Source organism: Neorhizobium galegae (assembly GCF_021391675.1).
GTDB lineage: Bacteria > Pseudomonadota > Alphaproteobacteria > Rhizobiales > Rhizobiaceae > Neorhizobium > Neorhizobium galegae_B.
In genome coordinates this window covers 1,602,978-1,628,364 of the sequence record NZ_CP090095.1, presented here as the reverse complement: position 1 = coordinate 1,628,364, position 25,387 = coordinate 1,602,978, and the positions used below count along the sequence as shown (strand labels likewise).

Genomic DNA, 25,387 nt, shown 5'->3' with positions numbered 1-25,387 from the left:
GCGTGCGACATTTTTGTCAACTGAAAAATTTTAAAGAAGTGTAGCAAAAATACAAAAAACCAGATGACAAAGCACATCCTTTGAGCTAGGTTCAGCTCACAAAAGAGGCAAGGAGTTCAAATTCTTGCCATTTCGCGGTCAAGTCTTGGGAGGATCAGATCTTAGGCGCGCTTGTCGCAGCCCCGGTAACGGTTAAGGATCACGCGACACTAGAAACAAGGCTTAACCGCCTTGTTTTTTTTTGCTTTCTCGCCAGTCCGAACGGTCACGCGGGTGCCTTCGTCGCCGCTCCTATGCCCGCAAATCATGACAGGGGAATGACAGGTTCCCGACGACCCTGCCTCATTCGTGCGCTTCAGTCGAAGGTCGGTACGATGACGGGAATATCGGCAATGCCGACGCCGAGATAGGCGGATGCGACGTAGTAGCCCAGATAGAGCACCGTCGAGATCACCGTCGTCAGCAGGATGACGCGGCCGCCGCGAAACCGGGCCGGGGCGCTTTCCACAGTACCGTTGGTCACCTCACCGTTTTCCTGCTGGCTGCGATAGCCAAGCGGAAGGACGATGAAGAGCACGGTCCACCAGATGATGAAGTAGATGGCGGCGACCGTCAAAAGCGGCATGGTTTCGACTCGATTCCGGTTCGAAGAATTGGCGCCTTATAGGCCTAAAGGCCGGCAAGCTCAAACCTGCATGCCCTGACGTGATGTCAAAGTTGCGGGACTCAGACCTGTTCTAGCTCGACCAGGGTGCCGTTGAAGTCCTTCGGATGCAGGAAAAGCACAGGTTTTCCATGGGCTCCGGTCTTCGGATTGCCGTCTCCGAGGACCCGCGCACCGACCGCCTTCAGCTTGTCGCGGACAGCGATGATATCGTCCACCTCATAGCAGATATGGTGCATGCCGCCGGACGGGTTCTTCTCGAGGAAGGCCGCGATCGGCGAATCGGGCCCGAGCGGCTCGAGCAGTTCCACCTTGGTGTTGGGGAGTTCGACGAAGACCACGGTGACGCCATGCTCCGGCAAGGCCTGGGCCTGGGAGACGCGGGCGCCGAGGGTATCGCGATAGGTCGTGGTCGCGATGCCAAGATCCGGCACGGCGATGGCGATGTGATTGACGCGTCCGAGCATGTTTGTCCTCCCGAGTGCAGGTTAGGCGGTTTTGGAGCGGCTGCCTATAGAGATGCGGACGGTGCCGCGGGCTCCCTATGATCTCCCCCTTGAGGGGGAGATGTCACCGAAGGTGACAGAGGGGGGTGGCGACGGTGCGGCAAATACGGTGGTAGAGAGTATGCCGCAATACCCCCTCTGCCCTGCCGGGCATCTCCCCCTCAAGGGGGGAGATCGACTCGGGGCATCGTCTCACTCCAAAACGGACGTCCGAACCACCCGTCCCTCAGAGACGAGTAACGAACACCGTCACGATCGGTTTCTTGCCCCAGGCCTCGTTGGCGGTGGAGCGGACGGCGCGGCGGATTGCCTCGCGGACCATGTCGAGGTCCTTGCGGCGGGCGCGCGGGATGCTTTCGACGGCGCCGAGCACCGCGTCGTAGAGCGTATCCTCCATGTCCTCGCCCTCATCGTCGAATTCCGGCAGGCCGAAGGCGATGAGATCGGGATCGGTCACGAAGTCATAGCGGGTGTCGAGCAGGACGTTGACGGAGACATGGCCGACGAAGGAAAGCTTGCGGCGGTCGCCGATACCCATTTCCTCGAAATCGCCAATCAGCTTGCCGTCCTTGAAGATACGCCCATGCGGCGCATCGCCGATGACCTCGGCCGGGCCGGGCGCGAGGCGCAAGATATTGCCGTTGCGGACCCGCGGAATGGTCTTGATGCCGGCGGATGCGCCGAGCTCGGCCTGGGCCGTCAGATGCGCGGCCTCGCCGTGCACGGGCACCAGGATCTGCGGGCGGGTCCATTCGTACATCTGCACCAGTTCGCTGCGGCGCGGGTGGCCGGAGACGTGGACAAGCGCGTCGCTGTCGGTGACGATCTTGATACCCTGCTCGATCAGGCCGTTCTTGATCTCGATGATCGCCTTTTCGTTGCCGGGAATTGTGCGGGAGGAAAAGACCACCGTATCGCCTGACGTCAGCGCCACGTGGCGCATCTCGTCGCGGGCGATCTTGGCAAGGGCCGCGCGCGGCTCGCCCTGGCTGCCGGTCAGGATCACCACGATCTTGTCGCGCGGGATATAACCGTATTCATCCTCGGCGATGAAGGGCTTCAGGCCTTCCATGATGCCGATGTCGCGGGCGACGCCGACGACGCGTTTCAGCGACGAACCGAGCAGCAGCACTTCGCGGCCGGCGGCGTCGGCTGCTTGCGCGATCGAGCGGATGCGGCCGACATTCGACGAGAAGGTGGTGATCGCCACCCTGCCCTCGGCCGCCTCGATGATCTGGCGCAGGCCCTCGGAGACTTCCTCTTCCGATGGCGAAACGCCCTCGCGCATGGAGTTGGTGCTGTCGCACATCAGCGCCAGCACGCCCTCGTCGCCGATCTTGCGAAAGCGCGCCTCGTCGGTGAACGGTCCGAGCGACGGCGCATGGTCGATCTTCCAGTCGCCGGTATGGACGACGTTGCCGAGCGGCGTGCGGATCACCAGCGACATCGGCTCGGGGATCGAGTGGTTGACGCCGATCGCCTCGATCTCGAACGGGCCGATATTGATGCGGTCGCCGGCCTTGAAGATCGTCACCGGGATTTCTGCGCGCGAACCTTCGTAGTTGCGTTTCGCCTCCAGCATGCCGGCGGTGAACGGCGAGGCGTAGACGGGCACGTTGAGGCCCGGCCACAGGTCGTTCATGGCGCCGTAGTGGTCCTCATGCGCATGAGTGATGATCATCGCCTTGAGATGGCTGCGCTGGCTGGCGAGGAAGCGGATATCCGGCAGCACGAGATCGACGCCCGGCAGCTCCGGCCCCGGAAAAGTCACGCCGCAATCGACCATGATCCACTGGCGCTTCTCCGGCGTGCCATAGCCGTAGAGGGCGAGGTTCATGCCGATCTCGCCCACGCCGCCCAGCGGCAGAAACACCAGTTCTTCTTGGTTTGCCATTTTCTTTGTCTATTCCATTCCTTGAAAAAATACATCACCGGCGGCGATCGACATCAACGCGCCCAATCCGGTGTCGAGCAGCAAAAATCCTTTGTCATCGATACCTGCGAATGTGCCAACAAGCGAGCGATCCGGCAGGTTCACGGTGATTTTTTCGCCGATACCGCAAGCAACTTCGCGCCAGCGCCGGCTGATTTCGGGCGTGCCCCGGCCCTCGTCCCAGGATTCCAGAACCTGCGCCATCTCCCTGAAAAGATGCGCGAAAAGCTCTTCCGACGAAATATTGGCGCCGTGGTCGGCAAGCCGGGTCACGGCATAGGCTGCACTGTCAGGCATATGGCGGATATTGATGCCGATGCCGATGACGAGTGCGCGACGGCCATCCGGCAGTCCCTCGCCTTCCAGTAGAATACCACAGGTCTTCTTGCGGCCGATCAGGATATCGTTCGGCCATTTGACATCAAGCGCCTCGCCGCCCGGCGGCAGAACCGACCTGACGGCGGTATGGACGGCGACGGCGACGGCGAGCGGCAAAGAGCCGATCTTCTCCGGTGGCGCAGGATCGATCAGCAGCAACGAGGCATAGAGATTGCCGGGCTCCGACGTCCAGGCTCGGCCACGGCGGCCGCGGCCGGCGAGCTGGCGTGTCGCGGTCAGCCACAACAAACCGGAATCGCCCGCGCGAGCGCGGGCGAGACATTCGCTATTGGTGGATCCGACCTCGTCGAGCGCCTCGTGGCGGAACGCATCGAGCGAGAAGCGGCCCCTTGCTCCCGGCATTCTCAGAAGAAGGACTTCGCGGCCGCACTCGCCGCCGTGCCGATCGGTCCGCCGATCAGCACATAGGCCGTGACGAACAGACCGGAAAGACCGAAGACCAGGCGCAGTTCGCCGGAGATGCGGGCAAACTCGCCCTTGGCTTCATCGAACCACATCAGCTTGACGATGCGCAGGTAGTAGTAGGCGCCAACGACCGAGGAGAGCACGCCGATGACGGCCAGTGCATAAAGCTTGGCTTCGATCGCCGCGACGAACACGAAATACTTGGCGAAGAAACCAGCGAGCGGCGGAATGCCGGCCATCGAGAACATCAGTGCAGTCAGTACCACCGCCATGAATGGCTTGGTGGACGACAGGCCGGCGAGATCGTCGACATTCTCGACATTTTCACCGTCCTTGCGGCGCATCGCCATAATGCAGGCGAAGGTGCCGAGCGTCATGACCATGTAGATGGTCATGTAGAGGACGACGCCGGAGACACCCGTCTCGGAGCCGGCGGCAAGACCGACAAGCGCATAGCCCATGTGACCGATCGAGGAATAGGCCATCAGCCGCTTGATGTTGCGCTGGCCGATCGCGGCGAACGAGCCGAGCAGCATCGAGGCGATCGATACGAAGACGATGATCTGGCGCCAGTCGGCAACGAGCGGCAGGAAGGCGTCCGAAACGATGCGAACCAGGATCGCCATGGCGGCAACCTTCGGGCCGGCTGCGAAGAAGGCGGTGACCGGGGTCGGTGCGCCTTCATAAACGTCCGGCGTCCACATGTGGAACGGCACGGCGGAGATCTTGAAGCAGGCGCCGGCGAGCACGAAGACCATGCCGAAGATGAGGCCCAGGCCACGGGTCTCGGCAGAAAGAACCTTGGCGATGCCTTCGAAGCCGGTATTGCCGGTGAAGCCGTAGACCAGCGACATGCCGTAGAGCATCATGCCGGAGGAGAGCGCGCCGAGGACGAAGTATTTCAGACCGGCTTCGGTCGAGCGCAGGCTGTCCCGGTTGAAGGCGGCGATGACGTAGAGCGCCAGCGACATCAGTTCGAGGGCGAGATAGAACGCGATCAGGTCGTTCGCCGAGATCAGCAGCAGCATGCCGAGCGTCGACAGAACCAGAAGGACCGGGAACTCGAAACGGTTGAGCTGATCCGACTTGGCATGGCCGACGGACATGACCATGGCGGTGATCGAACCGATGAGCGCCAGGACCTTCATGAAGCGGCCGAAGGCATCGAGCTTGAAAGCGCCGCCATAGGCAACGCCCTCGCCGGGCATGAAGATCAGCCAGAGGCCGGCGACGGCGAGCAGCGCCACCGCAAGCCCCGTCACCGTCGGCGCGGACTTGTCGCCGGAGAAGACGCCGATCATCAGAAGAGCGAGCGCGCCCACGGCCAGGATGATCTCCGGCATCGAGAGCTGCAGGCTTAGGGAGAGAATTTCAGCGGTCATGTCCAGTCGTGTCCCGTCTCAGTGCACGTTGAGTGCAAGGTCTTTCGCTGCTGCCAGGGCTGCGGAATAATTGTTCACCAGCAGGTCTACCGATGCTGCCGTCGCATCGAAGATCGGTGCCGGATAGAAGCCGTAGAAGATGGTGAGCGCGATCAGCGGATAGAGGATGAGCTTTTCGCGGCCGGAAAGGTCGAGCAGGCCCTTGAGGCTTTCCTTCTCGAGTGCCCCGAAAATCACCCGGCGATAGAGCCAGAGCGCGTAGGAGGCCGAGAGGATGACACCGGTCGCCGCAAACAGGGCCACCCAGGTGTTGACCCGGAAGACGCCGATGATCGTCAGGAATTCGCCGACGAAGCCCGACGTGCCCGGCAGGCCGACATTCGCCATGGTGAAGATCATGAAGGCGACGGCATATTTCGGCATGTTGTTGACGAGGCCGCCATAAGCCGAGATCTCTCGGGTGTGGAGCCGGTCATAGACAACGCCGACGCAGAGGAAGAGCGCGCCCGAGACGATGCCGTGCGACAGCATCTGGAAGATCGCACCCTGCACGCCCTGCACGTTCGCGGCAAAGATGCCCATGGTAACGTAGCCCATGTGGGCGACCGACGAATAGGCGATCAGCTTCTTGATGTCGTCCTGCATCATCGCCACCAGCGAGGTGTAGATGATGGCGATGACCGACAGCGCGAAGACCAGCGGCGCGAAATGTTCCGAGGCGATCGGGAACATGGCGAGCGAGAAACGGATCATCCCGTAACCGCCGAGCTTCAGCATGACGCCGGCAAGGATGACCGAGCCCGCGGTCGGCGCCTGGACGTGCGCGTCCGGAAGCCAGGTATGGACCGGCCACATCGGCATCTTGACCGCAAAGGCCGCAAAGCAGGCGAGCCAGAGCCAGGTCTGCATGCCGGCCGGGAAGCCGTATTTCAGCAGCTCGGTGATGTCGGTGGTGCCGGCCTGCCAGTACATAGCCATGATGGCGAGCATCATCAGCACCGAGCCGAGCAGCGTATAGAGGAAGAACTTGTAGGACGCGTAGACGCGGTCCTTGCCGCCCCAGACACCGATGATGACGAACATCGGGATGAGGGTCGCTTCGAAGAAGACGTAGAAGAGCACGACATCGAGCGAAACGAAGACGCCGGTCATGACCACTTCCAGAAGCAGGAAGGCGATCATGTACTCCTTGAGGCGCTTTTCGATCGTATTCCAGCTGGCGAGCACGCAGAAGGGCATCAGGAAGGTCGTCAGGATGACGAACAGCATGGAGATGCCGTCGACGCCGAGATGGTAGGAAATGCCGGTGCCGAGCCAGTTATGCTTCTCGACCATCTGGAAGCCGGCATTCGAATTGTCGAAGCCGATCCAGATGAACAGCGAAACGATGAAGGTGAAGACCGTCGTGAACAGCGAGACGTTGAGAATGTTGCGGCGCCCGAAGGGTCCGTCTTCCCGTGTCAGAAGCAGCAACAGCACGCCGACCAGCGGCAGGAAGGTGACCGTCGAGAGAATTGGCCAGTCGGTCATTAGATCGAGCTCCCGAGCATCATCCAGGTGACGAGGGCGGCGATGCCGATCAGCATCGCGAACGCATAGTGATAAAGGTAACCGGACTGCAGCTTGACCACCCGGTTGGTGACGTCGACCACGCGGGCGGCAACGCCGTTCGGGCCGTAGGTATCGATGACGCCGACGTCACCCTTCTTCCACAGGAACCGGCCGAGCGCCTTGGCGGAGCGGACGAAGAGGAAATCGTAGAGTTCGTCGAAATACCACTTGTTGAGCAGGAACTCGTAGAGGACCTTCTGCGAAGCGGCGAGACGACGGGGCGTCGAAGGCGACTTGATGTAGAAATACCAGGCCGTGACAAAACCGACCGCCATGGCGATGAAAGGGCTCCAGGCGACCAGGACAGGCACGTGATGGAACTCTTCAAGGATCTTGTTTTCCGGAAGCGTGAACAGCGCGCCCTTCCAGAACTCGGCATACTCGTGGCCGAAGAAATACCCTTCGAACAGGACGCCGGCGAGAACCGCACCGGCGGCGAGGATATAGAGCGGCGCCAGCATCACCATCGGCGATTCATGCACATGGTGCATGACGTCGGCGGAGGCGCGCGGCTTGCCGAAGAAGGTCATGAAAGCAAGACGCCAGGAATAGAAGCTGGTGAACAGCGCGGCGATGACCAGAAGCGTGAAGGCAAAGCCGGCCGCCGCCGAATGGGACGAATAGGCGCTTTCGATGATCACGTCCTTGGAAAAGAAGCCGGCGAAACCGAACATGGTTCCCGGGATGCCGACGCCGGTCAGCGCCAGCGTGCCGACCGTCATCATCCAGAAGGTGACCGGAATGTGCTTCCTGAGGCCGCCCATGTAGCGCATGTCCTGCTCGCCATCGACGGCATGGATGACCGAGCCGGCGCCGAGGAACAGCAGCGCCTTGAAGAAGGCGTGGGTGAAGAGGTGGAAGATCGCTGCGCCATAGGCCCCTACCCCGAGCGCCACGAACATGTAGCCGAGCTGCGAGCAGGTCGAATAGGCGATGACGCGCTTGATGTCGTTCTGGACAAGGCCCACGGTCGCCGCGAAGAAGGCGGTGATCGCACCGATGACGGTGACGACGAGAAGAGCGTTGGGCGACAGTTCGAAGATCGGCGACATGCGGGCGACCAGGAAGACGCCGGCGGTAACCATGGTCGCGGCATGGATGAGCGCAGACACCGGGGTCGGGCCTTCCATGGCGTCCGGCAGCCAGGTGTGCAGCAGGAACTGCGCCGACTTGCCCATCGCGCCCATGAACAGCAGCAGGCAGACGATGGTGATCGCACCGCTCTTGGTCAGTTCCATGCCGAAGATGTTGACGATCGCCTGGGACGCTTCCGGCGAGCCTGCGGCCGGAAGATAGGTGGCCGCAGCCGCAAAGATCGTCTCGAAGCTGATCGAGCCGAACAGGACGAAGACGCCGGCAATGCCGAGAACGAACCCGAAGTCGCCGACGCGGTTGACGATGAAAGCCTTCATCGCGGCAGCCGAGGCCGACGGCTTCTTGTACCAGAAGCCGATGAGCAGATAGGACGCCAGACCGACGCCTTCCCAGCCGAAGAACATCTGGGCGAGGTTGTCGGCCGTAACCAGCATCAGCATCGCGAAGGTGAACAGCGACAGGTAGGCGAAGAAGCGCGGACGATGCGGATCGTGATGCATGTAGCCGATCGAATAGACATGCACGAGCGTCGAGACGGTGTTGACGACGACGAACATGACCGCCGTCAGCGTGTCGACGCGAAATGCCCATTCGACGTCGATGCCGCCGGACTGGATCCAGCGCATCACCGGAACCTTGATCACTTCGCCTGCTTCGCCATGGGCGAGCGCGACGTTGAAGAAGACGATCCAGGAGAGCACGGCAGCGACGATCATCAGGCCGCTGGTGACGTATTCGGACGCCTTTGCGCCGATCGAACGGCCGAACAGGCCGGCGATCAGGAAGCCGATCAGGGGTAGGAAGACGATTGCCTTGTAGATCATGACCCGATCAGCCCTTCATCATATTGACGTCTTCGACGGCGATCGAACCGCGGTTGCGGTAGAAGACGACGAGAATTGCAAGACCGATGGCCGCTTCTGCGGCCGCCACGGTCAGAATGAACAGTGCGAAGACCTGGCCGACGATGTCGTTCAGGAAGGAGGAGAAGGCCACCATGTTGAGGTTGACCGAGAGCAGGATGAGCTCCACCGACATCAGGATGATGATGACGTTCTTGCGGTTCAGGAAGATGCCGAAAACGCCGAGCGTGAAGAGGATGGCGCTGACCGTGAGATAGTGGGAAAGTCCGATTTCCATGTGCCTGTTCCTTGTTCCCGCTCGCTCAGATGCCCTGGCCCGGCTTGACCTTGACCACTTCGACAGCGGTCGCGGGCGTGCGGGCCACCTGCTGGGATATGTCCTGACGCTTGATGTTGGTGCGGTGGCGGAGTGTCAGCACGATCGCGCCGATCATCGCCACCAGAAGCACCAGGCCGGCGATCTGGAAGAAGTAGACGTAATTCGTATAGAGCACGTCGCCGAGCGCTGCCGTATTGGTGCGGCTGGCCGGGTTGGGGATCGGCATGGTGATCGACTTCGCCGCTTCCGGCGTCAGCACGCTACCGCCGATGACGACGACCAGTTCGGCGGCGACAATCAGGCCGACCAGCATGCCGATCGGCGCATATTGCAGCACGCCCGAGCGCAGCTCCGCAAAGTCGATGTCGAGCATCATGACGACGAAGAGGAAGAGAACCGCAACCGCGCCGATATAGACGACCAGCAGGATCATCGCCAGGAATTCGGCGCCTGTCAGCAGGAAGAGACCGGCAGCGTTGAAGAAGACCAGGATGAGGAACAGCACCGAGTGCACCGGGTTCTTGGCCGAAATGACCATGAACGCCGACGCCACCGCGATGAACGCGAAGAGATAGAAGAAGATTGCCTGCAGACCCATCGTGGTGCCTTTTCGTCCCTCACCGGGCGTGGGGCAAATACCCCATCCCGTCGAAACCCGGGCTTGTGATAGGCGCCGGGTATTTCATCCAGATGTCACCGGCGCACTGCCCGCTGAATGGGGCGGCGCCGTACAAATCACCCCGCCTCAGCGGTAGGGCGCATCGATTGCCATGTTGCGAGCGATTTCGCGCTCCCAGCGGTCGCCGTTTTCCAGCAGACGCGCCTTGTCGAAATACAGTTCTTCGCGCGTCTCGGTGGCGAATTCGAAATTCGGGCCCTCGACGATCGCATCCACCGGGCAGGCTTCCTGGCAGAAGCCGCAATAGATGCACTTCACCATGTCGATATCGTAACGCACCGTGCGGCGGGTGCCGTCGTTGCGGCGCGGGCCGGCCTCGATGGTGATCGCCTGGGCAGGACAGATCGCCTCGCAGAGCTTGCAGGCGATGCAGCGTTCCTCTCCGTTCGGGTAGCGGCGCAGCGCATGCTCGCCGCGGAAACGCGGGGAGACCGGACCTTTCTCGAACGGATAGTTGATCGTCGCCTTCTGCTTGAAGAAGTAGCGCATCGACAGGAAGAACGCCCCGACGAACTCCTTCAGGAACAGCGAATTCACGGCCTGGCCGAGACTTGCCATCTTTATTCTCCAATGATGCCGGAAGCTTGGGCGGACATGTTCACGGTCATGATCATGCCCATCCCGCCAGCTTCAGCACGAATGCGGTAATGACGACCATTGCGAGCGACAGCGGCAGGAAGATCTTCCAGCCCAGCCGCATGAGCTGGTCGTAGCGGTAACGCGGTACGAAGGCCTTCACCATGGCGAACATGAAGAAGACGAGCATCGACTTCAGCATGAACCAGACGATGCCCGGCACCCAGTTGAGGATCCAGATATCGATCGGCGGCAGCCAGCCCCCGAGGAACAGGATGGTCGTCAGCGCGCACATCAGGCAGACGGCCGCGTATTCGCCGAGCATGAACATCATGTATGGCGAGGAGCCGTACTCCACCATGAAGCCGGCGACCAGTTCCGATTCCGCTTCGGGAAGATCGAAAGGCGGGCGGTTGGTTTCGGCGAGCGCCGAGATGAAGAACACCACGAACATCGGGAACAGCGCCAGCCAGTGCCAGTCGAGGAACGAGGCGGGCAGGCCCATCATCGTGCCGAGGCCGTCATGCTGGGCATTGACGATGTCGGTGAGATTGAGCGAGCCGACGCACAGAAGCACTGTGACGATGACGAAGCCGATAGAGACTTCGTAAGAAACCATCTGCGCCGCCGAGCGGAGCGCGCCGAGGAACGGGTATTTCGAGTTCGAAGCCCAGCCACCCATGATGATGCCGTAGACTTCGAGCGAGGAGATCGCAAAGATGTAGAGGATGCCGACATTGATGTTGGCGATGACCCATCCGTCTGCAAGCGGCACCACGGCCCAGGTCGACAGGGCCAGAAGCACGGCAACCAGCGGTGCGAGCAGGAAGACGGCCTTGTTGGCGCCGGCCGGAATGACCGGCTCCTTGAAGACGAACTTCAGAAGGTCGGCGAAGGACTGGAACAGGCCGAAGGGGCCGACGACGTTCGGGCCGCGGCGCAGTTGCACGGCCGCCCAGATCTTGCGGTCGGCAAGCAGAACATAAGCGATGAAGACGAGCAGGCAGACCAGCAGCAGCAGCGACTGCGCGACCATGACGATGCCCGGCCAGACGTAGATGGAAAAGAACGAGTCCATGTTCAAAATTACTCCGCCGCAGCCTGGAAATTGTTGCGGGCCAATGCCGAGCATTCAGCCATGACGGCCGAAGCGCGAGCGATCGGGTTCGTCAAATAGAAGTCTTTGATCGGCGACGCAAACCCGGACTTCGTCATCCCACCGGCTTTTTGGCCAAGTGCGGCAATTTCGTTCACCGAACCCGCTGCAATCTCGTCGATGGCGGCGAAATGCGGGTAATCCGCATAGAGTTTCGCACGCAGGGCGCCCAGCGAATCGAACGGCAGTTTCTTGCCGAGCACGTCGGAGAGCGCGCGGATGATCGCCCAGTCTTCGCGGGCCTCGCCCGGCGCGAAACCGGCACGGTTGCCCATCTGGACGCGGCCTTCGGTATTGACCCAGGTGCCCGACTTTTCGGTGTAAGTCGCACCCGGCAGGATGACGTCGGCATTGTGCGCGCCGGCATCGCCATGGCTGCCGATATAGACGGTGAACTTGGCGCCCTTCTTCGAGAAGTCGAGTTCATCGGCGCCGAGCAGGAAGAGAACGTCCATGCCAGCGACCTGGGCGGCGGCATTGGCGCCGTTCGCACCCGGCACGAAGCCGAGGTCGAGGCCGCCGACGCGGGCAGCGGCGGTGTGGAGAACGGCAAAGCCGTTCCACTCGTCTGTCAGCGCGCCGACCGAACCGGCAAGCTGGGCGGCCGAGCTAAGGATCGCCGCACCGTCCGGACGGGAGAGAGCCCCCTGCCCCACGATGATCATCGGATTCTTGGCCGCACGGAGCTTGTCGGCGAAGCTGTTTGCGCCGGACGCGAGGTCGGAGAGCGTTTCAGCGCCGGCACCGAGATAGTCGTAGACGTAGCGCAGTTCGCTGACTTCGCCGATCACGCCGATCGGGAAGTTGCCGCGGCGGAAGCGCTTGCGGATGCGGGCGTTGAGGACGGCTGCCTCGAGGCGCGGATTGGCGCCGATCAGAAGCAGGGCGCCGGCCTGTTCGATTCCCTCGATGGTGGGATTGAAGAGGTAGCTTGCGCGGCCGAGCGACGGATCAAGCGCCGTCCCGTCCTGGCGACAGTCGAGGTTTTCCGACCCGAGCGACCGAACCAGCTCCTTCAGAGCGTACATTTCTTCGACCGAGGCCAGATCGCCGGCGATCGCGCCGATCTTTGCGGCAGAGGTGCCGGAAACCGCAGCCCTGATGGCGCCGAAGGCTTCGCCCCAGGAGGCAGCCTGAAGGCGGCCGCCCTTGCGGACGTAGGGGCGGTCGAGGCGCTGGGTCTTCAGGCCGTCCCAGATGAAGCGGGTCTTGTCGGAGATCCACTCTTCGTTCACCTGCTCGTTGACGCGCGGCATGATGCGCATCACTTCGCGGCCGCGGGTATCGACGCGGATCGCCGAGCCGACGGCGTCCATGACGTCGATCGATTCGGTCTTGTTGAGTTCCCACGGACGGGCGGTGAAGGCGAAGGGGCGCGAGGTCAGCGCACCGACGGGGCAAAGGTCGATGACATTGCCCTGCAGCTCCGACGTCATGGCGCTTTCGAGATAGGTGGTGATCTCGGCATCCTCGCCGCGGCCGATCAGGCCGAGCTCGGAAATGCCGCCGACTTCAGTGGTGAAGCGGACGCAGCGCGTGCAGTGGATGCAGCGGTTCATCACGGTCTTGACCAGCGGGCCGATATACTTGTCTTCGACAGCGCGCTTGTTTTCCGTGTAGCGGGAACTGTCGATGCCGAAGGCCATCGCCTGGTCCTGCAGGTCGCATTCGCCGCCCTGGTCGCAGATCGGGCAATCCAGCGGATGGTTGATCAGCAGGAATTCCATCACGCCTTCGCGGGCCTTCTTGACCATCGGCGTGTTGGTGAAAATTTCCGGCAGTTCGCCGTTCGGGCCACCCCGGACGTCGCGCACGCCCATGGCGCAGGAGGCTGCCGGCTTCGGCGGTCCGCCCTTCACTTCGATCAGGCACATGCGGCAATTGCCGGCAACCGAAAGACGTTCGTGGAAACAAAAGCGCGGGACCTCGGCGCCGGCTTCCTCGCACGCCTGAAGCAGCGTGAAATGATCCGGAACTTCGACCTCTTTGCCGTCAACCTTCAGCTTAACCATCGTCTCACTTACGTCCTTAGTTCCATCCTTTGGGTCTCCTGGGGGTCAGGCGACTCGGGGACATATTCTTTTATTTCAACAGAGCTTTCGCCTGGCCGACCCAATCGTCGCGGCTGATGCGCCCCTCGAAACCCAATTCCTTGTCGAAGCGGGCGATTTCGGCGTCGTCCCAGGCAGCGACCTCAGCGAGGCTCGTTACACCCAAACCGTTCAGCACTTCCACCAGCTTCGGGCCGATGCCCGAAATCTGCTTCAGATCGCCGCCGGCAGGTCCATTGGCCTTGACCGTCTTCGCCTTGGGCGCCTTTGCCGTCTTGGCCTCGATTACCGGCTTTGCCGGAGCCTTCGGAGCCGCGGCCTTTGCCGTCGCAACCTTGGCCTTGGCGGCCGGCTTCTTGACCGATTCGGCCTTGGGCGCAATTACAGCCGCCTTGCGAGCCGGTGCGACCGGCTTTGCCTTCGGCTTTTCAGCGATCGGCGCGGGTTCTGAGACTGCGGCTGCGACGGTCGGGGCCGGCGTTTCCGTGACAGCAGGCGCCTCAACCGGAGCCGCCGCGGACGGAGATTCTCCAGCAGCCTTCTGACGGTTGCCCGCTTCCATCGCGCCCTGCAGCGCACCCAAGAAGACTCCGGTCATCTGCGCGGCGATGCCGAAGCCGACTGCCGTCGCGGCGGCCATATTCGCCATCAGCGGATTAAGCTTCATCGCCTCGGAAAAATCGGGCATTCGCGCCGGATCGAGCGCCGGACGATCCGTCGCCTCCCCTTCATGCTCTTTGCCCAACTTTGTCACTTGGCTACTCCGCAGCTTCCAGGACGGCGCCATGCGCCGTCGCGTTTCGGGTATACTGGTCGATACGCGCTTCGATCTCCGGACGGAAATGCCGGATCAGGCCCTGGACAGGCCAGGCCGCCGCATCGCCGAGCGCGCAGATGGTGTGACCTTCGATCTGCTTGGTCACCTGCAACAGCATATCGATCTCGCGCTTCTGGGCATTGCCCTTGACCATGCGCTCGAGCACCCGCCACATCCAGCCGGTGCCTTCGCGGCACGGCGTGCACTGGCCGCAGCTCTCGTGCTTGAAGAAGGCCGAGATGCGGGCGATCGCCTTGATGACGTCGGTCGACTTGTCCATGACGATGGCGCCGGCGGTGCCGAAGGAGGAGCCGACGGCACGCAGGCCGTCGAAATCCATCTGGCAGTCCATGATGTCCTTGGCCGGTACGATCGGGCAGGATGCGCCGCCCGGGATGACCGCCAGGAGATTGTCCCAGCCGCCGCGGATGCCGCCGGCATGCTTGTCGACCAGTTCGCGGAAGGTGATGCCCATCACTTCTTCGACGGTGCACGGCTTGTTGACGTGACCGGAGAGCATGAACAGCTTGGTGCCGACATTGTTGGGACGGCCCATGGACGAGAACCAGCCGGCACCGCGGCGCAGGATGGTCGGGGCAACCGCGATCGATTCGACGTTGTTGACCGTGGTCGGGCAGCCATAGAGGCCCATGTTTGCCGGGAACGGAGGCTTCAGGCGCGGCTGGCCCTTCTTGCCTTCGAGGCTTTCGAGCAGTGCCGTCTCTTCGCCGCAGATATAGGCCCCGGCGCCGTGGTGGACGTAGATGTCGAAATCCCAGCCGAGCTTGTTGTTGCCGCCGAGCAGGCCGAAATCATAACATTCGTCGATCGCCGCCTGCAGCGCTTCGCGTTCGCGCATGTATTCGCCGCGCACGTAGATATAGGCGGTATGGGCACCCATGGCGAAACCGGCGATGACGCAGCCTTCGATCAGCGTATGCGGATCGTGGCGCATGATTTCGCGGTCCTTGCAGGTGCCGGGCTCGGATTCGTCGGCATTGACCACGAGGTAATGCGGGCGGCCATCCGATTCCTTCGGCATGAAGGACCATTTGAGACCGGTCGGGAAGCCGGCGCCACCGCGACCACGAAGGCCAGACGCCTTCATCTCGTTGATGATCCAGTCCCGGCCCTTCTCGATGATCTCCTTGGTGCCATCCCAATGGCCGCGGCTCATCGCGCCTTTCAGGGACTTGTCCTTGAGGCCGTAGATATTGGTAAAGATGCGATCCTGATCTTTCAACATGATCTATTCCACAAGTCCGTCGCGATTAAGCCGGTTGTCAGTCGATATATTGCAGCCTTTTTCAAAGGCCGCACACAAATTCTCAAATGTCACGACTCACCTTCAGTCGTGGTCTTGCGCCGCGTGCGCTTCGGCTTCAAGTCGCCGGAGACCGCGCCGGGTTCCGGCGGAGCGCCTTCCACAGCACTGCCGGGCGTCTTCGGAGCCGGTTTGCTCTTAGCAGTCGCCGAGAGCGGCTGCGCCTCCGCAGCCTTGGCATTGGCAGCGGAAGCCGCCGGCGCCGTCGCTGGCGTCTTCAGCGACGGATTGGTTTCAGCCGCCGTGTCCTTCGGACGAGCGGCATCGGCCGGAGGAACGCTGGCTGCGGCAGCGACCTCTTCGGCGCTCGGATGCGGATCGAGATTGGTGCGGACCGGCTTGATCTCGTCATTCAACGTCTGCGGCCCGCCCTCGGGCGCCGAGAAGATGCGATCGATCTGCGGACCGGGCTTCACTTCGTGGCCCTTGCCAGCTTCGAAAGCATCGATGATCTCTTCGAGGCGCTCAGGCGTCAGGTCCTCATAGGCATCCTTGAAGATGATGACCATTGGCGCGTTGACGCAGGCGCCCTGACACTCGACCTCTTCCCACGACAGCGTGCCGTCGGCGTTCAGCGCGAAGGGATCGTGATGGATCTTGTGCTGACAGACCTTCATCAGGTCCTCTGCGCCGCGCAGCATGCAGGGGGTCGTGCCACAGACCTGGATATGGGCGCGGGTGCCGACCGGCTTCAGCTGGAACTGGGTGTAGAAGGTCGCGACTTCGAGGACGCGGATATAGGGCATGTCGAGCTTGCCCGCGACGAACTCGAGCGCCGCGCGGGTCACCCAGCCATCCTGTTCCTGCGCACGCATCAAAAGCGGGATGACAGCCGATTGCTGCCGGCCTGCCGGATATTTCCTGATCGTTGCCTCGGCCCAGACGGCATTCTCGTCATTGAAGGCGAAAATTGCCGGCTGCACCTGGTCTTCGGCTAATCGACGAACGGACATTCTTTTCCACGCCTTATCAGTTTATGGATCCACACCGCGATCTCGTGAGCGTCACGAATTCGCAGGCATAGGCAGACTTGTCTTTCTGCATGAACACTATGAACTTTGTTCCACTGGGAACGGAGGTTTTGATCTCGTATCCTTCGGACAGGAGATCCTTCATCGACTTCGATCCGCCGCCTTGCGTCGAAATCGCGCCGTCCGTCTGGGCCTGCTGCGCGAAGGCAGCCGGAGCACCGGACAGAATGGCAGCGAAAACGACGGCGCGGAGCATCAGCGGTCCACCTCGCCGAAGACGATGTCGAGCGAGCCGAGCACCGCCGAAACGTCGGCCAGCTGGTGTCCCCGACAGATGAAATCCATGGCCTGGAGATGGGCATAACCCGGCGCGCGGATCTTGCAGCGATACGGCTTGTTGCTGCCGTCGGCGACGAGGAAGACGCCGAACTCGCCCTTCGGCGCTTCGACCGCCGCATAAACCTCGCCGGCCGGCACGTGATAACCTTCGGTATAGAGCTTGAAGTGGTGGATCAGCGCTTCCATCGACCGCTTCATCTCGCCACGCTTCGGCGGCACGACCTTGCCATCCGCTGACGAGAACGGGCCAGTCCTGGCGTCGCCGAGCAGACGGTTGACGCACTGCTTCATGATCTTCACCGATTCGCGCATCTCGATCATGCGGATCAGGTAACGGTCGTAGCAGTCGCCGTTCTTGCCGATCGGAATGTCGAATTCGAGGTCAGAATAACACTCATAAGGCTGCGAGCGGCGCAGATCCCAGGCAGCGCCCGAACCGCGCACCATGACGCCGGAAAAGCCCCAGGCCCAGGCGTCTTCGAGCTTGACGACGCCGATGTCGACATTGCGCTGCTTGAAGATGCGGTTGCCGGTCAGCAGTTCGTCGATGTCGTCGAGCTTGGCCGGGAATTGGTCGCACCACTTGCCGATGTCCTCGACCAGTTCCGCCGGCAGGTCCTGATGGACGCCGCCGGGACGGAAATAGGCCGCATGCATGCGGGAGCCGGATGCGCGCTCATAGAACACCATCAGCTTTTCGCGCTCTTCGAAGCCCCAGAGCGGCGGCGTCAGCGCACCGACGTCCATCGCCTGCGTGGTGACGTTGAGAAGGTGCGAGAGGATGCGGCCGATTTCCGAATACAAAACACGAATCAGCTGGCCGCGGATCGGGATCTGGATATCCAGGAGCTTTTCGACGGCGAGCGCAAACGCATGCTCCTGGTTCATCGGCGCGACGTAATCGAGGCGGTCGAAATAGGGAACGGCCTGCAGATAGGTCTTGGTCTCGATCAGCTTCTCGGTGCCGCGGTGAAGCAGGCCGATATGCGGATCGACGCGTTCGACGATTTCGCCATCAAGCTCCAGAACCAGGCGCAACACGCCATGTGCCGCCGGATGCTGCGGTCCGAAATTGATATTGAAATTGCGGACGTTATGTTCGGTCATTCTGCTTACTCCATGCCGGGCGGAGTGACGCACCGGGCGGGAAAGAAGTGCGGACGGACGGCGCGGCTGCGCCGATCCTTAAGCTTTCGCCTTTTCATCCCCGGGCAGCACGTAGTCGGTGCCTTCCCACGGGCTCAAGAAATCGAAATTGCGGAATTCCTGGCGCAGTTCGACGGGCTCATAGACGACGCGCTTGGCGTTGTCGTCGTAGCGAACCTCGACGAAACCGGTGGTCGGGAAGTCCTTGCGCAGCGGATGGCCTTCGAAACCGTAGTCGGTCAGGATGCGGCGCAGGTCCGGATGGCCGGTGAACAGGATGCCGTACATGTCCCAGGCTTCGCGCTCGAACCAGTCGGCGCCGGGATAGACCGAAAAGGCCGACGGAACCGGCTCGTCCTCGGCGGTCGCGACCTTGATGCGGATACGCTGATTCTGACGCGGCGACAGAAGATGGTAGACGACATCGAAACGCTTTTCGCGGGACGGATAGTCCACTCCGCAGATGTCGATGAAGCTGATGAACCCGCACTGCACGTCGTCGCGCAGGAAGGTCAGCAGCGGCAGCAGGTTTTCCGCGGTCGCCGTCAGCGTCAGCTCGCCATAGGCGATTTCCGCATCCGCCACGAGGGACGCACGCGCTTCGCGAATGTAGGTCGAAAGCTCGTTCAGGGCTTCACTCATGATCTTGTCCAATTACCCTTGGCCTCTGGCCCTCAGCGCTCGATCGTGCCGGTCCGTCGGATCTTCTTCTGCAGCAGAAGCACGCCGTAGAGCAGTGCCTCCGCCGTGGGGGGACAGCCCGGAACATAGATGTCGATCGGCACGACGCGGTCGCAGCCACGCACCACCGAATAGGAATAATGGTAATAACCGCCGCCATTGGCGCAGGAGCCCATGGAGATGACGTAACGCGGCTCCGGCATCTGGTCGTAGACCTTGCGGAGCGCGGGCGCCATCTTGTTGGTCAGCGTGCCGGCGACGATCATCACGTCCGACTGGCGCGGCGAGGCGCGCGGCGCAAAACCGAAGCGCTCGACGTCATAACGCGGCATCGAAAGCTGCATCATCTCGACCGCGCAGCAGGCGAGGCCGAACGTCATCCACATCAGCGAGCCCGTGCGGGCCCAGGTGATCAGCTCGTCCGTGGAGGTGACGAGAAAACCCTTGTCGGCGAGTTCATTGTTGATCTCGCCGAAGAACGCATCGTCGCTGCCGATGGGCTTGCCGGTATTCGGATCGATAATACCCTTGGGCTGCGGCGCGACGAGAGTGCTGCCGTTGTCGACTACTCCCATTCCAGCGCTCCTTTCTTCCATTCATATATAAAGCCGATCGTCAGAACGGCGAGGAATACCATCATCGACCAGAAGCCGAACCAGCCAATCGCACCGAACGACACGGCCCACGGGAAAAGGAAGGCGACTTCGAGGTCGAAGATGATGAAGAGGATCGAGACCAGGTAGAAGCGAATGTCGAACTTCATGCGCGCGTCGTCGAAGGCATTGAAGCCGCATTCGTAAGCCGAAAGCTTTTCCGAATCGGGCGCCTTGTAGGCGACGGCGAAGGGCGCAACCAGAAGCGCGATGCCGATCACCAGGGAAATGCCGATGAAAATCGCGATCGGGATATAGGAAGTCAGGAGTTCACTCATTGTATTCGATCCCAGCTTGCCTGAAGCGTCGGGAGACGACGCCTGAATATCAATGCACAGGCAAAGCGAACGTGCATTGCAACAAGCCGTGGTTAGCGCAGCCGAAGCCCCGGCGCAAGCTTTTTGAATGTCGCATCCTGCGCCAAAATGGAGCAGTTCAAACGATTATCGGCGGCTGTATCATAGCGACAACCTCAGACCATCAGCACGAGGGGCCGGTGACGGCCAGATCGTATTGGGAAGCATGTTCTTCTGGGTGGGGAATGGCGCGAGTGACGGGGCTCGAACCCGCGACCTCCGGCGTGACAGGCCGGCACTCTAACCGACTGAGCTACACCCGCGCATAATGCCGACTAGCGGCATCCGCCTTGTGCGCAAGACGCGCAATCGGCGGAGAGTTTGAATAAGAGAATGGCGCGAGTGACGGGGCTCGAACCCGCGACCTCCGGCGTGACAGGCCGGCACTCTAACCAACTGAGCTACACCCGCGCATTTCTCTTGAGGCCGAAACCTCGGAACCGGGCGACCTCAATCGCTCGGTTGAGCGGCTAACTAAGAGGTTCGGGATCGGGTGTCAAGCGCGTTTCAAGACAAAAGGATGACGTCCCGTCGCTTTGCCCTCTCCTGCCCCATATGTGCCCCTGTCCAGTCGGCTCTTCCCCAAAATTTTCAAAAAAACATCATCAAAGCCCTTGCGGTTTTTCCGCGATCCGCATAGATCACGGCCACCGACGCGGCGGGCCCTGAGGCTCCGCAATCGCGAACGGGCGATTAGCTCAGTTGGTAGAGCGCCTCGTTTACACCGAGGATGTCGGGAGTTCGAGTCTCTCATCGCCCACCATTCTTTCCCATTGAAATCGTTAGCCCCCCTTGCGCCACAAGGTTTTGCCCATATTGGCGTCACAAATGGGTTTCGAATGGCTGGCAAGCGCAACACTGGAAAGAGCGTAGCGGGCGTTATTCGGCTCGCGTCGTCATCCCTTCCCAACTTCGTCCGTATCTCGCCAACCACGCGGAACTGGAAATCCAGCTAGGCGGCGACCGGCGAACTGCTCTTCGCAACCACGCTGCAGCCCTCGCATCTATCCAGCTTCAAATTGGGATTGCCCGGCAGAGGTATGAGGCCGCGACCGGTAAGCTAGCCGCTGCCCCAGCATATTCCCCCCAGCAGATCGCCCTTCGCGACTATCAAAGCCAAATCGATTACGATGCGGAGCTTAGGGCACTTAGTGAGGCGATAGGAGGGCGGCACCTTTAGTTAAGCGTGTCTTCCTTTACACCTTGTTCGGGCGTTTTGTCGTCTTTCTGTATCACGATGCCGGCAATCGTCGAAGCCTTCCAAACCCGCCCGATCGAAAACTCAAGCTCTTCATTCGTGACACCCTCTCTGCCAGCATAAATGCCAACCAAGTGTGGCCTACGATCCTTCATCGGGACTCCGACGCCATCCGTTACATATACCTCACCTTCTTTTGGAATTGAGATAACAGGCGATCCAGACATACCGCTTTTTGTCAGGGCGTCGATGTAGAGCAAATCTTCATAGTTGAAGCCTCCACTTGTAATCGTAGCTTGTGGCTCGGATGCAATGGACGCTCGCTTCCAAATTGGAAATATTCCCGCAAGCTCGATGCCATACGGATACCCAAGAACGAATACATCACTTCCAACTTGCGGGTAAAAGTGTGACACCCCTTCCGCATGAAATGGCGCGCTTCGATCCTCTACTGTCATGCCACGCTTCAGCGTAACCTCGCCGGCTTCAATAAAAGCCAATCGCGTTCTAGGCTCTTGCAACTCTTCAATCGCGGGATTGAGCCGGAATAACGCTACGTCGACTCTGTGGTCACCACTGATCATTTCAAGCCATGTAGGATTATCATTCTCAATAGATCAAAACTCATCGGCTTGAAGTATAGCGTCGTCGATGTCCGACCATCATCGAGTTTCTCGGAGGTTATAACAGTCACATGGAATTCAATTCTGTCGGGAATTGCGCCCATCGTGGATGACAGTTTATTGGTTATGGGGTTGCGACCAGACGCAACATGCCAATTTGTTACTAAATAATGATCTTGCCCAAACTTGGCGACAAACCCGCTAGCCCTGGAAATTTCAATATTGTTACAGAAAATATTGATACGAGTTGTCGCGTAACTTAGAGGGTGGCCAGGTATGAAAACGATGGGTGTGGGTTCGGTCATAAATTACATCCGCGTGTCGGCTTATTGCTATTCTGCACAAAATTGACGGTGCAACGCAAACCATCTTCCGGGAGATCAAATCGCTGCGTCTGGCGCCTCGGTTTTCGGTCGAGCGCGAACAATCCCACTCGATTCTTTTGGCTATCGCGGGGAAGAACGTCCCCCGGGAGCGCGACAGCTCGCTCCATTCCGGCCGCCCCATAGCCTCCGGTTCGTGAAGCATATCAGGCATTTGGCCTATACGCCGTTCCGCACGGCAGCAGCCATTCAGCGAATCTTTTCCGCCACTTCGTCCCCGCTCCTCAACCCGTTCCTAAAATCGGTTCCGAACTGCCCGTCTGCGGATAGACGCTCGGGCGCAGCCTGGAGCACGAGGAGACGGAAATGGGAAAACATCATCTCAGACACGGCATCAACATGGGAGGCGCCGGCGGATGCGCTCGGGGCCGGACGGCGCACGTTCGCGGCGGGAGGGGATGATGCTGGATCTCGGACTTTCCCTGACCGGTCCCGGCACTTTTCCCATCGGCGGCGGTGAGCCACCCGAGGAGGATGGGTTCACCCTGATGGATGCCGAAGGCAACGTGCTTGCCGACGCAGAAAACAATCAGCTCACCATCAGCCAACTCACGATCAGCCGATTCATCGGCCTGGAGGACTGACACGATGCCATCGCGCCGAATTCCGAAACTCTACATTCCCTCCGATACCACCGAAGCGGCGATCCGGGCCGTCCATGCGGCAGCGGTCGCGGCGGGCGGCAGCGGCACCATCCTGCTGCCGGATGCGGTGATCACGCTCACGGAGCCGCTCCCGGTTGCTTCCGGCGTCGGTTACCAGGGCGTACAGCCGGTGCTGAACTATCTCAACGACACCCTGCCGGACAGCGGATGGGATTTCGTCGGCGGCACGGTGCTTGCCGGCGACGGCTCGTTTCCGGCTTTTTCCGCCAATGACGCAGACCTTGGTTCGCCGTCTGCGACGATCACCGCCGATTGCATTACCGGCTGGCGATGCGAGCATATCGGCTTTACCGGCTTTACGCGCGCCATCAGCATCGGCGCGGTGAACAATATCGGCCTGCAGTTTTCCACCATCCACGATCTCTTCATCCGCGAATGCAGCGACTGGGGCATGTTCCTTGCCAATTTCATGCACACGGACGTTTCCCGGGTCTGGACGCATCTCTGCGAAAACGGCCAGTACTACGCGTCGTTGTTGCCGGGCTCGACGCTGATGCCCGGAAACAGCCGCTTCGATTCGCTCTTCAACATCATTCCCGCCGATGGACGGGACAATCGGCTCTGCCGGGGTATCGTATTCGAAGCCGGTGGAGACGGCGCTCGTCTGAACGAAATGTATGTCGACCGCATCCAGAACAACGCCTTCAACCGGGCCGAGCTTGTGGTCAGCGCGACTTTCTCCAACGGTTCGGCGAATATCGCCGTTGCCGACGGCGGCAAATTCCGGGCGCGGATGCCGGTCGCGTTCACGAGCAGCGATTACGGGATCACCGCCGGGCGGGTCCATGTCGTCAAGTCGGTGAGCGGCAATACGATCCAGATTGGCAGGGCCTTCACCTCCCCGGCCATGATCGCGTCCGGCAGCGGCTCGCTGATGCTCTCGTCCTGGGGCATGCCCTGTCTCGAACTGAGCTCCCGCGACGAAGGCGCGTTCGTCTCCAACTCGCGCTTCCTCGGCGTGGATGCGGAAGGCGGCGCCGGCGCCGGGATTTACGTGGAGAACGCACAGGGCTGCGACCTCAACATCTCAGAAGTCTCTGGTGACGGGAATGCCGATATTGTCGGGCGCCGCGTGGGTTTCAGCCGCTTCTACAGCAGCAACACAACGGTGACGGATTTCGACGCGGTCTCGGCCACCAGCCAGTTTCACGGCGCGCGTGGAGTTGGCCGTCAAGCAATGTTGTCGGGTCTATGGACCGACCAGACCCGCGGCGGATTGGCAGCGTTCAACATTCGTGGCGATGCGTGGGAGAACCAAGGCGATCTGGAAGTCAGGGGCGGCAACAGCTTCATCTATCCCCGCTTCGGAATGGGAATGAAGTCGACGCTCAAGACCGCGAACACCGTGCTTCACCCACTGGATGCCGGTCTCGTCACCTTCGACGCCGCGTCGGCGCTCGTCTGCACGCTGCCCGAGATCACGAATTCGTCGGATGCGTCTTCGCTGGTAGGACTGCCGTTTCATATCGTCAACGCCGGATCGGCGGATATGACGGTCAATACCAACGGCGCACAGCTCTTCAACAAGATCTCGGGCAAGATCGGCTATGCGTTGAATGCCGGCGAGAGCCTGCTGGTGGTCGCCGCCGAAGGGGCGGGCTCGACGCTCTTCTGGGCCGCCTTCCCGAGTGTGGGCGTTGCCTGAACCGCTGCGCTTCGAGGGCTGTCGCTTCAGAGCGGCAGTCCCGTCAATCGCGCCAGCGCTGCGCGCTTTTCCTCAGGCGTTTTAAGCGAACGGAGCGACCGGTCGAATTCCATGACCATCGCGCCGACGAGGAAACGGTACCAGTAACCTTGCAGGACATGGTAGATCAGCCCTTCGCGGCCATCGAGGAAGCCGAGCTGGCCGACATAGCGGAACAGGAAATAACCGAGCGCAGCGACAGGGAACGGGAGCCGGTTATAGATCTGCTCTTTGATGCGCCGTTTGAAGGTAGCCTGACGCGACCAGACGGCTTGCGAAAGGGCAGGTTGTTCGAAAAACAGGCCATGGCGACGGCCGAGTACGTCAACAGCTTCAAGGGTTGCATAGCCGTTGTGCTTGCCCGTGAAGAAGCTGAGATCGTTGAGATTGTGATCCGAGAACGGCGCATCGAAAAGGACTATGCGGCCGCCCTTCACGACGATGTGCTCGTCCATCCAGCGGTCCTCGACATGTCCCTGCCCGCGCCGCCAGATGCGGGTGAGGATGAGGGGATACCGGCCGCCATGGCGTATCCAGCGTCCGAGGAAGATGTGTTTTCTCTTGAGGTTCACGCCTGCGATATCGGCCGCGAGAAAGGGAAGCTTGTCGGTGATCTCCACTGCCAGCTCGGGTTCGATCACCTCATCCGCATCGAGCCGCATGATCCAGTCGGCGGTGATCGGCGCATTGTCGAGCCCCCACTGGAATTGCTTCGAATAATTGATCCAGGGATTGCTGAGCACGGTTGCGCCGAGCGACCGGGCGATCTGCGCCGTCCTATCGGTCGAGAAACAATCGATGACGAAGACCTCGGACGCGAAGGAAGCGACGCTTTTCAGCGCGCGGGCGATGTGGCGCTCTTCGTTGTAGGTGAGGATGAGGACGGCGAGGCTGGCCATTCGACGACT

24 protein-coding genes and 3 tRNA genes are annotated in these 25,387 nt (G+C 61.0%); 3 read left to right on the top strand and 24 right to left on the bottom strand.

All coding sequences use genetic code 11. The features are described 5' to 3' along the window. Positions 1 to 355: 355 nt before the first annotated feature. From LZK81_RS08150 to LZK81_RS08045, 22 genes are all read right to left on the bottom strand, one after another. Positions 356 to 625: a DUF1467 family protein gene (locus LZK81_RS08150; RefSeq protein WP_233955780.1), complete on the bottom strand. Its 270-nt coding sequence runs from the start codon at positions 623 to 625 to the stop codon at positions 356 to 358. A gap of 101 nt (positions 626 to 726) precedes the next feature. Continuing rightward, complete coding sequence (gene mce, locus LZK81_RS08145; RefSeq protein ID WP_046605494.1) at positions 727 to 1,131, bottom strand: methylmalonyl-CoA epimerase; 405 nt, start codon at positions 1,129 to 1,131, stop codon at positions 727 to 729. A 265-nt stretch (positions 1,132 to 1,396) separates the two neighbouring features. Further along, positions 1,397 to 3,064, bottom strand: coding sequence for a ribonuclease J (locus LZK81_RS08140; RefSeq protein WP_046609945.1), 1,668 nt, complete (start codon positions 3,062 to 3,064; stop codon positions 1,397 to 1,399). A 9-nt stretch (positions 3,065 to 3,073) separates the two neighbouring features. Next, positions 3,074 to 3,844, bottom strand: coding sequence for a biotin--[acetyl-CoA-carboxylase] ligase (locus LZK81_RS08135; RefSeq protein WP_233955778.1), 771 nt, complete (start codon positions 3,842 to 3,844; stop codon positions 3,074 to 3,076). A 2-nt stretch (positions 3,845 to 3,846) separates the two neighbouring features. Beyond that, the gene (gene nuoN, locus LZK81_RS08130) at positions 3,847 to 5,289 is read right to left on the bottom strand and encodes an NADH-quinone oxidoreductase subunit NuoN (RefSeq protein ID WP_046609943.1); all 1,443 of its coding nucleotides are present in this window, start codon (positions 5,287 to 5,289) and stop codon (positions 3,847 to 3,849) included. 18 nt (positions 5,290 to 5,307) lie between these two features. Next, entirely contained in the window at positions 5,308 to 6,819 is a 1,512-nt protein-coding gene (locus LZK81_RS08125; protein ID WP_046624263.1) for an NADH-quinone oxidoreductase subunit M, read from the bottom strand. After that, a complete protein-coding gene (gene nuoL, locus LZK81_RS08120; protein ID WP_233955775.1) occupies positions 6,819 to 8,819 on the bottom strand; it encodes an NADH-quinone oxidoreductase subunit L in 2,001 nt (666 codons plus the stop codon). Before nuoL ends, LZK81_RS08125 begins: the two co-directional genes overlap by 1 nt. Before the next feature lie 7 nt (positions 8,820 to 8,826). After that, positions 8,827 to 9,135, bottom strand: a complete 309-nt coding sequence (nuoK, locus tag LZK81_RS08115) for an NADH-quinone oxidoreductase subunit NuoK (protein ID WP_007772674.1) — start codon at positions 9,133 to 9,135, stop codon at positions 8,827 to 8,829. A 25-nt stretch (positions 9,136 to 9,160) separates the two neighbouring features. Continuing rightward, positions 9,161 to 9,775 carry an NADH-quinone oxidoreductase subunit J gene (locus LZK81_RS08110; RefSeq protein ID WP_046605500.1) on the bottom strand — a complete coding sequence of 205 codons (615 nt, stop codon included), beginning with the start codon at positions 9,773 to 9,775 and terminating at the stop codon, positions 9,161 to 9,163. A 147-nt stretch (positions 9,776 to 9,922) separates the two neighbouring features. Further along, positions 9,923 to 10,414, bottom strand: coding sequence for an NADH-quinone oxidoreductase subunit NuoI (gene nuoI, locus LZK81_RS08105; protein ID WP_038585696.1), 492 nt, complete (start codon positions 10,412 to 10,414; stop codon positions 9,923 to 9,925). A gap of 52 nt (positions 10,415 to 10,466) precedes the next feature. Beyond that, positions 10,467 to 11,510: an NADH-quinone oxidoreductase subunit NuoH gene (gene nuoH / locus LZK81_RS08100; RefSeq protein ID WP_233955773.1), complete on the bottom strand. Its 1,044-nt coding sequence runs from the start codon at positions 11,508 to 11,510 to the stop codon at positions 10,467 to 10,469. An 8-nt stretch (positions 11,511 to 11,518) separates the two neighbouring features. Further along, positions 11,519 to 13,600 carry an NADH-quinone oxidoreductase subunit NuoG gene (gene nuoG / locus LZK81_RS08095; RefSeq protein ID WP_233955771.1) on the bottom strand — a complete coding sequence of 694 codons (2,082 nt, stop codon included), beginning with the start codon at positions 13,598 to 13,600 and terminating at the stop codon, positions 11,519 to 11,521. A 70-nt stretch (positions 13,601 to 13,670) separates the two neighbouring features. Next, positions 13,671 to 14,393, bottom strand: coding sequence for a hypothetical protein (locus LZK81_RS08090; RefSeq protein ID WP_233955768.1), 723 nt, complete (start codon positions 14,391 to 14,393; stop codon positions 13,671 to 13,673). A 4-nt stretch (positions 14,394 to 14,397) separates the two neighbouring features. Continuing rightward, positions 14,398 to 15,702: an NADH-quinone oxidoreductase subunit NuoF gene (gene nuoF / locus LZK81_RS08085; RefSeq protein WP_046605503.1), complete on the bottom strand. Its 1,305-nt coding sequence runs from the start codon at positions 15,700 to 15,702 to the stop codon at positions 14,398 to 14,400. 89 nt (positions 15,703 to 15,791) lie between these two features. Next, entirely contained in the window at positions 15,792 to 16,733 is a 942-nt protein-coding gene (nuoE, locus tag LZK81_RS08080; RefSeq protein WP_326491507.1) for an NADH-quinone oxidoreductase subunit NuoE, read from the bottom strand. 16 nt (positions 16,734 to 16,749) lie between these two features. Then, complete coding sequence (locus LZK81_RS08075) at positions 16,750 to 17,007, bottom strand: hypothetical protein (protein WP_233955766.1); 258 nt, start codon at positions 17,005 to 17,007, stop codon at positions 16,750 to 16,752. Further along, complete coding sequence (locus tag LZK81_RS08070) at positions 17,007 to 18,197, bottom strand: NADH-quinone oxidoreductase subunit D (protein ID WP_046605505.1); 1,191 nt, start codon at positions 18,195 to 18,197, stop codon at positions 17,007 to 17,009. The genes LZK81_RS08075 and LZK81_RS08070 overlap by 1 nt, the downstream gene beginning before the upstream one ends. A gap of 78 nt (positions 18,198 to 18,275) precedes the next feature. Next, a complete protein-coding gene (locus LZK81_RS08065; protein ID WP_233955764.1) occupies positions 18,276 to 18,878 on the bottom strand; it encodes an NADH-quinone oxidoreductase subunit C in 603 nt (200 codons plus the stop codon). A 32-nt stretch (positions 18,879 to 18,910) separates the two neighbouring features. Continuing rightward, positions 18,911 to 19,492 (bottom strand): NuoB/complex I 20 kDa subunit family protein, encoded by a 582-nt coding sequence (locus LZK81_RS08060; RefSeq protein ID WP_007754646.1) that lies wholly within the window; start codon positions 19,490 to 19,492, stop codon positions 18,911 to 18,913. Further along, on the bottom strand, positions 19,483 to 19,848 hold the full coding sequence (locus LZK81_RS08055) for an NADH-quinone oxidoreductase subunit A (RefSeq protein WP_037080537.1): 366 nt from the start codon (positions 19,846 to 19,848) through the stop codon (positions 19,483 to 19,485). The genes LZK81_RS08060 and LZK81_RS08055 overlap by 10 nt, the downstream gene beginning before the upstream one ends. 264 nt (positions 19,849 to 20,112) lie before the next feature. Continuing rightward, positions 20,113 to 20,189 (bottom strand) — tRNA-Asp (locus LZK81_RS08050). A gap of 71 nt (positions 20,190 to 20,260) precedes the next feature. Continuing rightward, positions 20,261 to 20,337: transfer RNA gene (locus LZK81_RS08045), tRNA-Asp, on the bottom strand. A 276-nt stretch (positions 20,338 to 20,613) separates the two neighbouring features. Here LZK81_RS08045 and LZK81_RS08040 point away from each other — a divergent pair. Further along, positions 20,614 to 20,689 (top strand) — tRNA-Val (locus LZK81_RS08040). 413 nt (positions 20,690 to 21,102) lie between these two features. Here the strand turns inward: LZK81_RS08040 and LZK81_RS08035 are convergent. Beyond that, positions 21,103 to 21,708: a trypsin-like peptidase domain-containing protein gene (locus tag LZK81_RS08035; RefSeq protein ID WP_233955761.1), complete on the bottom strand. Its 606-nt coding sequence runs from the start codon at positions 21,706 to 21,708 to the stop codon at positions 21,103 to 21,105. A gap of 823 nt (positions 21,709 to 22,531) precedes the next feature. Between LZK81_RS08035 and LZK81_RS08030 the strand changes: the two genes are divergently transcribed. Further along, positions 22,532 to 22,714: a hypothetical protein gene (locus LZK81_RS08030; RefSeq protein ID WP_233955759.1), complete on the top strand. Its 183-nt coding sequence runs from the start codon at positions 22,532 to 22,534 to the stop codon at positions 22,712 to 22,714. Between the two features lie 4 nt (positions 22,715 to 22,718). Further along, positions 22,719 to 24,440, top strand: coding sequence for a hypothetical protein (locus LZK81_RS08025; RefSeq protein WP_233955757.1), 1,722 nt, complete (start codon positions 22,719 to 22,721; stop codon positions 24,438 to 24,440). A gap of 26 nt (positions 24,441 to 24,466) precedes the next feature. Here LZK81_RS08025 and LZK81_RS08020 read toward each other — a convergent pair whose 3' ends face one another. After that, on the bottom strand, positions 24,467 to 25,378 hold the full coding sequence (locus LZK81_RS08020) for a glycosyltransferase family 2 protein (RefSeq protein ID WP_233955755.1): 912 nt from the start codon (positions 25,376 to 25,378) through the stop codon (positions 24,467 to 24,469). Positions 25,379 to 25,387 lie beyond the last annotated feature (9 nt).

Coding starts and splice junctions, on each gene's coding strand:
- LZK81_RS08150 (WP_233955780.1), bottom strand. CDS start 625: ATGCCGCTTTTGACGGTCGCCGCCATCTACTTCATCATCTGGTGGACC.
- mce (WP_046605494.1), bottom strand. CDS start 1,131: ATGCTCGGACGCGTCAATCACATCGCCATCGCCGTGCCGGATCTTGGC.
- LZK81_RS08140 (WP_046609945.1), bottom strand. CDS start 3,064: ATGGCAAACCAAGAAGAACTGGTGTTTCTGCCGCTGGGCGGCGTGGGC.
- LZK81_RS08135 (WP_233955778.1), bottom strand. CDS start 3,844: ATGCCGGGAGCAAGGGGCCGCTTCTCGCTCGATGCGTTCCGCCACGAG.
- nuoN (WP_046609943.1), bottom strand. CDS start 5,289: ATGACCGCTGAAATTCTCTCCCTAAGCCTGCAGCTCTCGATGCCGGAG.
- LZK81_RS08125 (WP_046624263.1), bottom strand. CDS start 6,819: ATGACCGACTGGCCAATTCTCTCGACGGTCACCTTCCTGCCGCTGGTC.
- nuoL (WP_233955775.1), bottom strand. CDS start 8,819: ATGATCTACAAGGCAATCGTCTTCCTACCCCTGATCGGCTTCCTGATC.
- nuoK (WP_007772674.1), bottom strand. CDS start 9,135: ATGGAAATCGGACTTTCCCACTATCTCACGGTCAGCGCCATCCTCTTC.
- LZK81_RS08110 (WP_046605500.1), bottom strand. CDS start 9,775: ATGGGTCTGCAGGCAATCTTCTTCTATCTCTTCGCGTTCATCGCGGTG.
- nuoI (WP_038585696.1), bottom strand. CDS start 10,414: ATGGCAAGTCTCGGCCAGGCCGTGAATTCGCTGTTCCTGAAGGAGTTC.
- nuoH (WP_233955773.1), bottom strand. CDS start 11,510: ATGGACTCGTTCTTTTCCATCTACGTCTGGCCGGGCATCGTCATGGTC.
- nuoG (WP_233955771.1), bottom strand. CDS start 13,600: ATGGTTAAGCTGAAGGTTGACGGCAAAGAGGTCGAAGTTCCGGATCAT.
- nuoF (WP_046605503.1), bottom strand. CDS start 15,702: ATGTTGAAAGATCAGGATCGCATCTTTACCAATATCTACGGCCTCAAG.
- nuoE (WP_326491507.1), bottom strand. CDS start 16,733: ATGTCCGTTCGTCGATTAGCCGAAGACCAGGTGCAGCCGGCAATTTTC.
- LZK81_RS08075 (WP_233955766.1), bottom strand. CDS start 17,007: ATGCTCCGCGCCGTCGTTTTCGCTGCCATTCTGTCCGGTGCTCCGGCT.
- LZK81_RS08070 (WP_046605505.1), bottom strand. CDS start 18,197: ATGACCGAACATAACGTCCGCAATTTCAATATCAATTTCGGACCGCAG.
- LZK81_RS08065 (WP_233955764.1), bottom strand. CDS start 18,878: ATGAGTGAAGCCCTGAACGAGCTTTCGACCTACATTCGCGAAGCGCGT.
- LZK81_RS08060 (WP_007754646.1), bottom strand. CDS start 19,492: ATGGGAGTAGTCGACAACGGCAGCACTCTCGTCGCGCCGCAGCCCAAG.
- LZK81_RS08055 (WP_037080537.1), bottom strand. CDS start 19,848: ATGAGTGAACTCCTGACTTCCTATATCCCGATCGCGATTTTCATCGGC.
- LZK81_RS08035 (WP_233955761.1), bottom strand. CDS start 21,708: ATGATCAGTGGTGACCACAGAGTCGACGTAGCGTTATTCCGGCTCAAT.
- LZK81_RS08030 (WP_233955759.1), top strand. CDS start 22,532: ATGCTGGATCTCGGACTTTCCCTGACCGGTCCCGGCACTTTTCCCATC.
- LZK81_RS08025 (WP_233955757.1), top strand. CDS start 22,719: ATGCCATCGCGCCGAATTCCGAAACTCTACATTCCCTCCGATACCACC.
- LZK81_RS08020 (WP_233955755.1), bottom strand. CDS start 25,378: ATGGCCAGCCTCGCCGTCCTCATCCTCACCTACAACGAAGAGCGCCAC.